Genomic DNA, 8,003 nt, shown 5'->3' on the forward strand with positions numbered 1-8,003 from the left:
CCACCGAGCGGCGCCCCGCCTTTCTCCAAGGCGTGGGCGCCGCCCTACTCTTGGGTCCCATGTCTTCGGCGGACTTCACCTACGACCACGTCGGCGCGACCCGGGACCCCGGCTTCTGCCCTCCCGGCTTCCACCCGCTGCGGGTACGCACCCGGCTCGGCGAGGGCGAGGCGGTCTTCCAGCAGGCCGCGGAGGCGCTGCTCACCTGGGAGCTGCACCGCGAGATCGGCGTCGGCATCGAGGCCGCGGCCGACCGGGCGGCCCCGGACGTCGACGTCACCGTCACCCTCGCCGGGGTGGTCAGGGCGCCCTGCCGGGTGGTGTGGACGGTGGAGGAGTACCGCAGAGCCGGCTGGGCGTACGGCACCCTGGCCGGCCACCCGGAGAGCGGCGAGGAGGCCTTCGTCGTGGACCGCACCGGCGACGGAACGGTATGGCTGACCGTCTCCGCCTTCAGCCGCGCCGCCAGCTGGTACGCCCGCGCCGGCGGCCCGGCCACCCGAGGCCTCCAGCACGCCTACGCCCGCCGCTGCGGCAAGACCCTCCGCCGCCTGGCCATCCGGGGCCTGGACGAGTACTGACGACACCCGGACCGGGCCCGCGCAGGGGGCATCCGCCCTGCTCCCCAGGGGATCGAAAGTTTCGAGCCTCCGCATCGACGAGACCGCGCGAACCCCCTTCACCGGCGTACCGCACCCCCATTTTCACCCAGGCACACCAAGGGGTCACGGCGTCGAAAAATTTCGGGAACATTCCGAAACCATTGACAACTCCCTTGCCTCGGAACACCGTTGTGGCGCTCCCCGGTCGTGCGTCTCGTAAGCGCAGGGCCGGTCGTCCCCTGTCGCCCCGTCGGTGAACGCCGAGGTGTGCTCGGTGTGGCTCCCTGTCGTCGGCGGTGCCGTTCACGAGGAGGAAACAGTTCTGATGAGCGAACCCCCACACAACTTGGGCCCCCGCACGGTCAGCCGCAGAAGGCTCGTCCTCGGCGGCGCCGGGGCGCTGGTGGCCGCGGCGGGGTCCGGGCTGCTGCTGCCCGGCACGGCGCGCGCCGACCAGGTCCTCACCAGCAACGCGACCGGCACGTACAACGGGTACTACTACTCCTTCTGGACCGACGACCCCGGCTCCGTCACCATGACGCTGGGGGCCGCCGGGCAGTACAGCAGCCAGTGGAGCAACACCAACAACTGGGTCGGCGGCCTCGGCTGGAGCAACGGCAGCCGGCGCAGCGTCACCTACTCCGGCACCTTCGACCCGGGCAGCAACGGCTACCTGGCGCTGTACGGGTGGACCGCCAACCCGCTGGTGGAGTACTACATCGTCGAGAACCACGGCCCGTACAACCCCGGGTCGGCCGGCCAGCAGCGCGGCACGGTCAACGCCGACGGCGGTACGTACACGATCTACGAGTCCACCCGCCGCGACGCGCCGTCGGTGGAGGGCACCAAGACCTTCCAGCAGTACTGGAGCGTCCGCAACGGCAAGCGGTCCAGCGGCACCATCGACACCGGCACGCACTTCGACGCCTGGGAAGCGGCCGGGATGCCGATGGGGGCCTTCAACTACTACATGATCATGGCCACCGAGGGCTACCAGAGCAGCGGCAGCTCCCGCATCACCCTTGGCAGCGGGGGCGGGGGCGGAGGCGGGGGCACGACCCCGCCGCCGGGCGCCTGCAGCGCCACCTACCGCACCACCAACGCGTGGAACAACGGCTTCAACGGTGAGGTGACCATCACCGCGGGCAGCGGCGGCGTCAGCAACTGGAGCGTGCCGGTGACGCTGGCCGGCAACCAGACGATCGTCTCGCTCTGGAACGGCACCGCCAGCCGGAACGGGAACGTGGTGACCGTGACCCCGGCCGGCCACAACCGCACCCTGAGCGCGGGACAGTCGACATCGTTCGGCTTCACCGCCAGCGGGCCCTCCAGCCCGGCGCCGTCGGTCGGCAGCTGCGGCGCGGGCTGATCCGGCGTCCCGCTCCGCACACGCGTCGGCGCGGTGCCCCGCTCGTGGGCACCGCGCCGACGCCCGCCCGGAGGCGGACGCCTCACCGCATCAACAACCCCGCCGCCTCCCTCACGTCCTCCGACGGGACCGTGACCAGCCCCAGCTCGGCGCCCGAGGCCAGCAGGCGGTGACCGGGCAGGATGCGGACGGTGTACCCGAAGGGGCCCGTACGGTCGAGGGCCAGCGGCCCCTCGTACACCCAGCGGCCCTCCTCGTCGGCCGCGCCCACCGGCTTCAGCGGCACCGCCGCCGCGTCGGTGATCCGGTCCTCCTCGTCCACCCTCCCGGAGACCGCCTGCACCTCGACGTCCTCCGGCTTCAGCCCGCCGAGCCCCACCCGCACCCGCAGTCCGAGCGTCGCGCCGAGCTCCGCCGTGGCCGACGCCACGGACGTCTCCACATGGTCGACGGTCACCCCGTGCCAGGCGGCCCGCACCCGGGCCTTCCACCCGGCCAGCGCCCGCGCGGAGTCCGGGTCCATAGCGCGGTGCGCGTGCGCGGCGGGCGCGTACAGCCGCTCGACGTACTCCCGGACCATGCGCCCGGCCAGCACCTTCGGACCGAGCAGGCTCAGCGTCCGCCGCACCATCTCGATCCAGCGGTCCGGCAGCCCGCTGCGCCCCCGCTCGTAGAACGACCGGGTCACCCGCTGCTCCAGCAGGTCGTACAGCGCCGCGGCCTCTATGTCGTCGCGCCGGTCCGGGTCGGTCCCCGCGCCGTCCGCCGTGGGGATGGCCCAGCCGAAGTCGGGCTGGAACCACTCGTCCCACCAGCCGTCCAGCACCGACAGGTTGAGGCAGCCGTTGAGCGCGGCCTTCATCCCGCTGGTGCCGCACGCCTCCAGCGGCCGGAGCGGGTTGTTCAGCCAGATGTCGCAGCCGGGGTAGAGCTTCTGCGCCATCGCCATGCCGTAGTCGGGCAGGAACACGATCCGGTGGCGCACGCGCGGGTCGTCGGCGAAGCGGACCAGCTCCTGGATGAGCCGCTTGCCGCCGTCGTCCGCCGGGTGCGCCTTGCCCGCGATCACGATCTGCACCGGCCGTTCGGGGTGCAGCAGCAGGTCCATCAGCCGGTCCCGGTCGCGCAGCATCAGCGTCAGCCGCTTGTACGACGGGACGCGCCGGGCGAACCCGATGGTCAGCACGTCCGGGTCGAGCACCCCGTCGATCCAGCCCAGCTCGGCCGTCCCGGCGCCGCGCTGCCGCCAGGAGGCGCGCAGCCGCTCGCGGACCTCCAGCACCAGCAGTTCGCGCAGGGAGCGGCGCAGCTCCCAGATGTCCTCGTCGGCGATGTCCGCGACGGAGTCCCAGCGGTCGGAGTCGCCGACGCTCAGCGCCTCCTCGGCGCGCTGGGTGCCGATCTGGCGGGCGCCGAGCCGGAACACCTCGGGAGCCACCCAGGTGGGCGCGTGCACCCCGTTGGTCACGGAGGTGATGGGCACCTCCTCCGGGTCGAACCCGGGCCACAGGCCGGAGAACATCTCGCGGCTGACGTGACCGTGCAGCAGCGACACCCCGTTGGCGCGCTGGGCCAGGCGCAGCCCCATCACGGCCATGTTGAACAGGTTGGGCTCGCCGCCGGGGTAGGTCTCCATGCCGAGCCGGAGGATGCGGTCGACCTCCATGCCCGGCAGCTCGGCGTGCGGGCCGAAGTGCCGGGCGACCAGCTCACGGTCGAAGCGGTCGATGCCGGCCGGGACGGGTGTGTGGGTGGTGAACACCGTCCCCGCCCGGACCGCCTCCAGCGCCGCGTCGAAGTCCAGCCCGCCCGCGCGCAGTTCGGCGATGCGCTCCAGGCCGAGGAAGCCGGCGTGGCCTTCGTTGGTGTGAAAGACCTCGGGTTCGGCGTGCCCGGTGAGCCTGCAGTACGTGCGTACCGCGCGGACACCTCCTATGCCGAGCAGCATCTCCTGGAGCAGCCGGTGCTCGCTGCCGCCGCCGTAGAGCCGGTCGGTCACCCCGCGTTCGCCGAGGTCGTTCTCCTCGACGTCGGAGTCCAGCAGGAGCAGCGGGATCCTGCCCACCTGGGCCAGCCAGATCCGGGCGCGCAGGGAGCGGTCGCCGGGCAGGGCGAGGGTGATCTGGGCGGGGGTGCCGTCGGGCTCCCTGAGCTGGTCCAGGGGCAGCTCGTTGGGGTCGAGGACGGGGTAGTGCTCCTGCTGCCAGCCGTCCCGGGACAGGGACTGGCGGAAGTAGCCGTGCCGGTAGAGCAGCCCGACGCCGATGAGGGGGGCGCCGAGGTCGCTGGCGGCCTTGAGGTGGTCGCCGGCGAGGATGCCGAGACCTCCGGAGTACTGCGGCAGCGCGGCCGTGATGCCGAACTCCGGGGAGAAGTAGGCGACGGCGGCGGGCAGCCGGCCGGGCTGCGCCTGGTACCAGCGGTCGCCGGTCATGTAGGCGTGCAGGTCGTCCGCGACCGTGTCGAGACGGCCCAGGAAGTCGCGGTCCCCGGCCAGCTCGGTGAGCCGCTCGGTCGCCACGCTGCCGAGCAGCCGTACGGGGTCGCAGCCGGCCGCCGCCCAGCGCTCGGGGTCGACGGAGCGGAACAGGTCACGGGTCCCGGTGTGCCAGGACCAGCGCAGATTGCGGGCCAGATCGCTCAGCGGCCGGAGGGGTTCGGGGAGCACGGGTCGGACGGTGAATCGACGGATCGCCTTCACAAGCCACCTCGGCGCGTTCGTGAGAGACGCGGTGTGCGTCCGGGCATCGCTGCCGACAGTACCGGCGCGGACACCGTCCGCGCGGGAGGCCGGGAGACACGGGTACCTCCGTTGCCCTGTCCAAACGATTCACCACATGGCGGATATGGCCGATTCCACCCCCATGGGCGTTCTTGCCGGGCTTCGCCCCGGCAGGAGACGCTGCCGGTCCGGCGTACCGGCCCACGGTGCCGTACCGCCGACTCGAGGAGGGGAACCCGGACCATGGCACGGGCGCGGACACGGTGTCTGCGCGGGGCGGGGGTCATGACGGCGGTGCTGTGCACCGCGGCGGCCTGGACCGCCACCCCGCCCGCGCACGCCGCACCCCAGGGACGCATACTCGGCGCCGGCGCACCCGGCTCCGTGACCGGCAGTTACGTGGTGACGCTCAGGGAGGGGACGGCGGCCCGCTCGGCCGCGGGCCGGGACCTCGCCGCGTCGTACGGGGCGAGAATCAGCCATACCTACGGCACGGTGCTGAACGGGTACGCCGTACGGGCCGACAAGGACCGGGCAGGACGGCTCGCGGCCGACCCCAGGGTCGCCTCCGTGGTCCAGGACACCCGCGTGGAGCCGGCCCGCACCCAGCGGAACCCGCCGTCCTGGGGCCTGGACCGGATCGACCGGCCGTCCCTGCCGCCGGACCGCCGCTACACCTCCCCGGACACGGCGGGCGCCGGGGTGACGGTGTACGTGATCGACACCGGCGTACGCACCACGCACCGGGACTTCGGCGGCCGGGCCCGGCACGGCTGGGACTTCGTCGACGGCGACCGGACCGCCCAGGACGGCAACGGGCACGGCACCCAGGTCGCCGGGATCGTCGCGGGCACCTCGTACGGGGTCGCCAAGCGGGCGGAGATCGTCTCCGTGCGCGTGCTGGACGACGCGGGCGCCGGCACCACGGCCCAGGTGATCGCCGGCATCGACTGGGTGACCCGGAACGCACGGAAGCCCGCCGTCGCCAATCTCAGCCTCGGCGGCTCCTACAACGCGCAGCTCGACGCCGCCGTCCGCGCCTCCATCGCCTCCGGCGTCACCTACACGGTCGCCGCGGGCAACGAGGGCCGGGCGGCGGCGCTGTACTCGCCGGCGGGCGTGAGACAGGCCGTCACGGTCGGCGCGACCGACCGGCAGGACAAGAAACCGGCCTTTTCCAACCAGGGATCCGCGCTCGATGTGTTCGCTCCGGGAGTGTCCATCACCTCGGCGTCGGCCGCGAGCGACACCGCGCGGGCCACCGGCTCGGGGACGTCGATGGCCTCCCCCCACGTGGCGGGCGCGGCGGCGCTGTATCTGGCCGGGCACCGGCGGGCGACCCCGGCCCAGGTGGCGAAGGCGCTGGTCGAGGGGGCGGCGAGCGGGAAGGTGTCGGGGCGCGGGCTCGGCTCGCCGGACCGGCTGCTCCAGGTTCCGCGCGGGTAGCGGCGCCCGCGCGCGGGACGGACGCCGGCGGCGCGGGCGGAGGTGGGAGCGAGCCCACGGGGACGGGCCCGGCGGGCCCGATCGGGTCCGGCTCCGTCCCGTGCGAAGGGGGCCGGACTTGTGTGTCGACATACGCGTGAGTAGTTAACAACGTGCCGGATTGCCCACCCGAACAGTGTGGGAAGGCTCCTGCGGGTACACCTCACGGGAACCCCGCAGGACCCACCTCCCCACAGTCATCCGCCCACCCACGTTGACGCGGACAGGAGCGGTCATGCCCGCCAAGCACCACTCGTCCCCACCCCCGACGCACCGCGCCCCGAAGCCCGTGGAACGCGGCGCCGGGGCCTCCCCCGGCCGCCGCGGCGAGAGCGGTCCGCCGCCGTCGCACGCCGTGGTCCCCGCCGACGGTCCCGCGACCGCCGTGGGGCGGATCCCGGTGCTCGACGTGCGCCCGGTGGTCCGGCAGGGGCTCCGGCCGGCCAAGGCCGTGACCGGCGAGACGTTCGAGATCTCGGCCACCGTGTTCCGCGAGGGTCACGACGCGGTGGCCGCCGATGTGGTCCTGAGAGATCCCGAGGGGCGCCGGGGGCCGTTCACGCCGATGCGGGAGCTCGCGCCGGGCACGGACAGGTGGGGCGCGACGGTCACCGCCGGTGAGCCGGGCTGGTGGACGTACACGGTGGAGGCCTGGGGCGATCCGGTCACCACCTGGCGGCGCCACGCGGAGATCAAGATCCCGGCCGGCATGGACACGGAGGTCGTCCTGGAGGAGGGCGCCCGGCTGTACGAGCGTGCTGCGACCGGAGTGCCCGGTTCCGAGTCCCGAAGTGTGCTGCTCGGGGCCGTCGGGGCGCTGCGGGACGAGAGCCGCCCGGCGGCCTCCCGGCTGGCGGCGGCGTTGACGCCGGAGGTGGCGGCGGTCCTCGCCCGGCATCCGCTGCGGGAACTGGTCACCAGCAGCGACCCGCTGCCCCTGCTGGTGGAACGCGAGCGGGCCCTGTACGGATCCTGGTACGAGTTCTTCCCCCGCTCCGAAGGCACACCGCAGCAGCCGCACGGCACCTTCGACACCGCCGCCCGCCGCCTGCCCGCGATCGCCGCGATGGGCTTCGACGTCGTCTACCTCCCACCCATCCACCCCATCGGCACCACCCACCGCAAAGGCCCCAACAACACCCTGAACGCCGGCCCCGACGACGTCGGCGTCCCCTGGGCCATCGGCTCCCCCGAAGGCGGCCACGACGCCGTCCACCCACAGCTCGGCACCCTGGAGGACTTCACCCGCTTCGTACGCCGGGCCGCGGAACTCGGCCTGGAGATCGCCCTCGACTTCGCCCTGCAGTGCTCGCCCGACCACCCCTGGGTGCACAAGCACCCCGAGTGGTTCCACCACCGCCCCGACGGCTCCATCGCGTACGCGGAGAACCCGCCGAAGAAGTACCAGGACATCTACCCCATCGCCTTCGACGCCGACATGGACGGCCTCATCAGCGAGACCTGCCGGGTGCTGCGGCACTGGATGGACACCGGCGTGCGGATCTTCCGGGTCGACAACCCCCACACCAAACCGGTCGTCTTCTGGGAACGGGTGATCGGCGAGATCAACCGCACCGACCCCGACGTCATCTTCCTCGCCGAGGCGTTCACCCGCCCCGCGATGATGCACACCCTGGCCCAGATCGGCTTCCAGCAGTCCTACACCTACTTCACCTGGCGCACCACCAAGCAGGAACTGACCGACTACCTCACCGAACTCTCCGGCGAGACCGCCTCCTTCATGCGGCCGAACTTCTTCGCCAACACCCCCGACATCCTGCACGCCTACCTCCAGCACGGCGGCCGGCCCGCCTTCGAGGTCCGC

5 protein-coding genes are annotated in these 8,003 nt (G+C 73.0%); 4 read left to right on the top strand and 1 reads right to left on the bottom strand.

All coding sequences use genetic code 11. From position 1 onward, the window contains the following. The first annotated feature begins 59 nt into the window (after positions 1–59). Positions 60–581, top strand: a complete 522-nt coding sequence (locus ACZ434_RS16935; protein WP_468456375.1) for a DUF1990 family protein — start codon at positions 60–62, stop codon at positions 579–581. Positions 582–927: 346 nt separating this feature from the next. Then, a complete protein-coding gene (locus tag ACZ434_RS16940; protein ID WP_468456377.1) occupies positions 928–1,971 on the top strand; it encodes a glycoside hydrolase family 11 protein in 1,044 nt (347 codons plus the stop codon). Between the two features lie 82 nt (positions 1,972–2,053). Here ACZ434_RS16940 and ACZ434_RS16945 read toward each other — a convergent pair whose 3' ends face one another. Then, entirely contained in the window at positions 2,054–4,672 is a 2,619-nt protein-coding gene (locus tag ACZ434_RS16945) for a glycosyltransferase family 1 protein (protein ID WP_468456379.1), read from the bottom strand. Positions 4,673–4,936: 264 nt separating this feature from the next. On the opposite strand from ACZ434_RS16945, the gene ACZ434_RS16950 reads away from it, so the two are divergent. Both ACZ434_RS16950 and ACZ434_RS16955 read left to right on the top strand, forming a co-directional pair. After that, the gene (locus tag ACZ434_RS16950; protein ID WP_468456381.1) at positions 4,937–6,139 is read left to right on the top strand and encodes a S8 family peptidase; all 1,203 of its coding nucleotides are present in this window, start codon (positions 4,937–4,939) and stop codon (positions 6,137–6,139) included. A 274-nt stretch (positions 6,140–6,413) separates the two neighbouring features. Further along, on the top strand, positions 6,414–8,003 hold a 1,590-nt coding region (locus ACZ434_RS16955; protein ID WP_468456383.1), incomplete at its 3' end, for a maltotransferase domain-containing protein.

Source organism: Streptomyces sp. NPDC030893, assembly GCF_055571535.1.

Bases quoted from the DNA above. Each gene is read 5' to 3' on its own strand.
- ACZ434_RS16935 (WP_468456375.1), top strand. From the start codon at position 60: ATGTCTTCGGCGGACTTCACCTACGACCACGTCGGCGCGACCCGGGAC.
- ACZ434_RS16940 (WP_468456377.1), top strand. From the start codon at position 928: ATGAGCGAACCCCCACACAACTTGGGCCCCCGCACGGTCAGCCGCAGA.
- ACZ434_RS16950 (WP_468456381.1), top strand. From the start codon at position 4,937: ATGGCACGGGCGCGGACACGGTGTCTGCGCGGGGCGGGGGTCATGACG.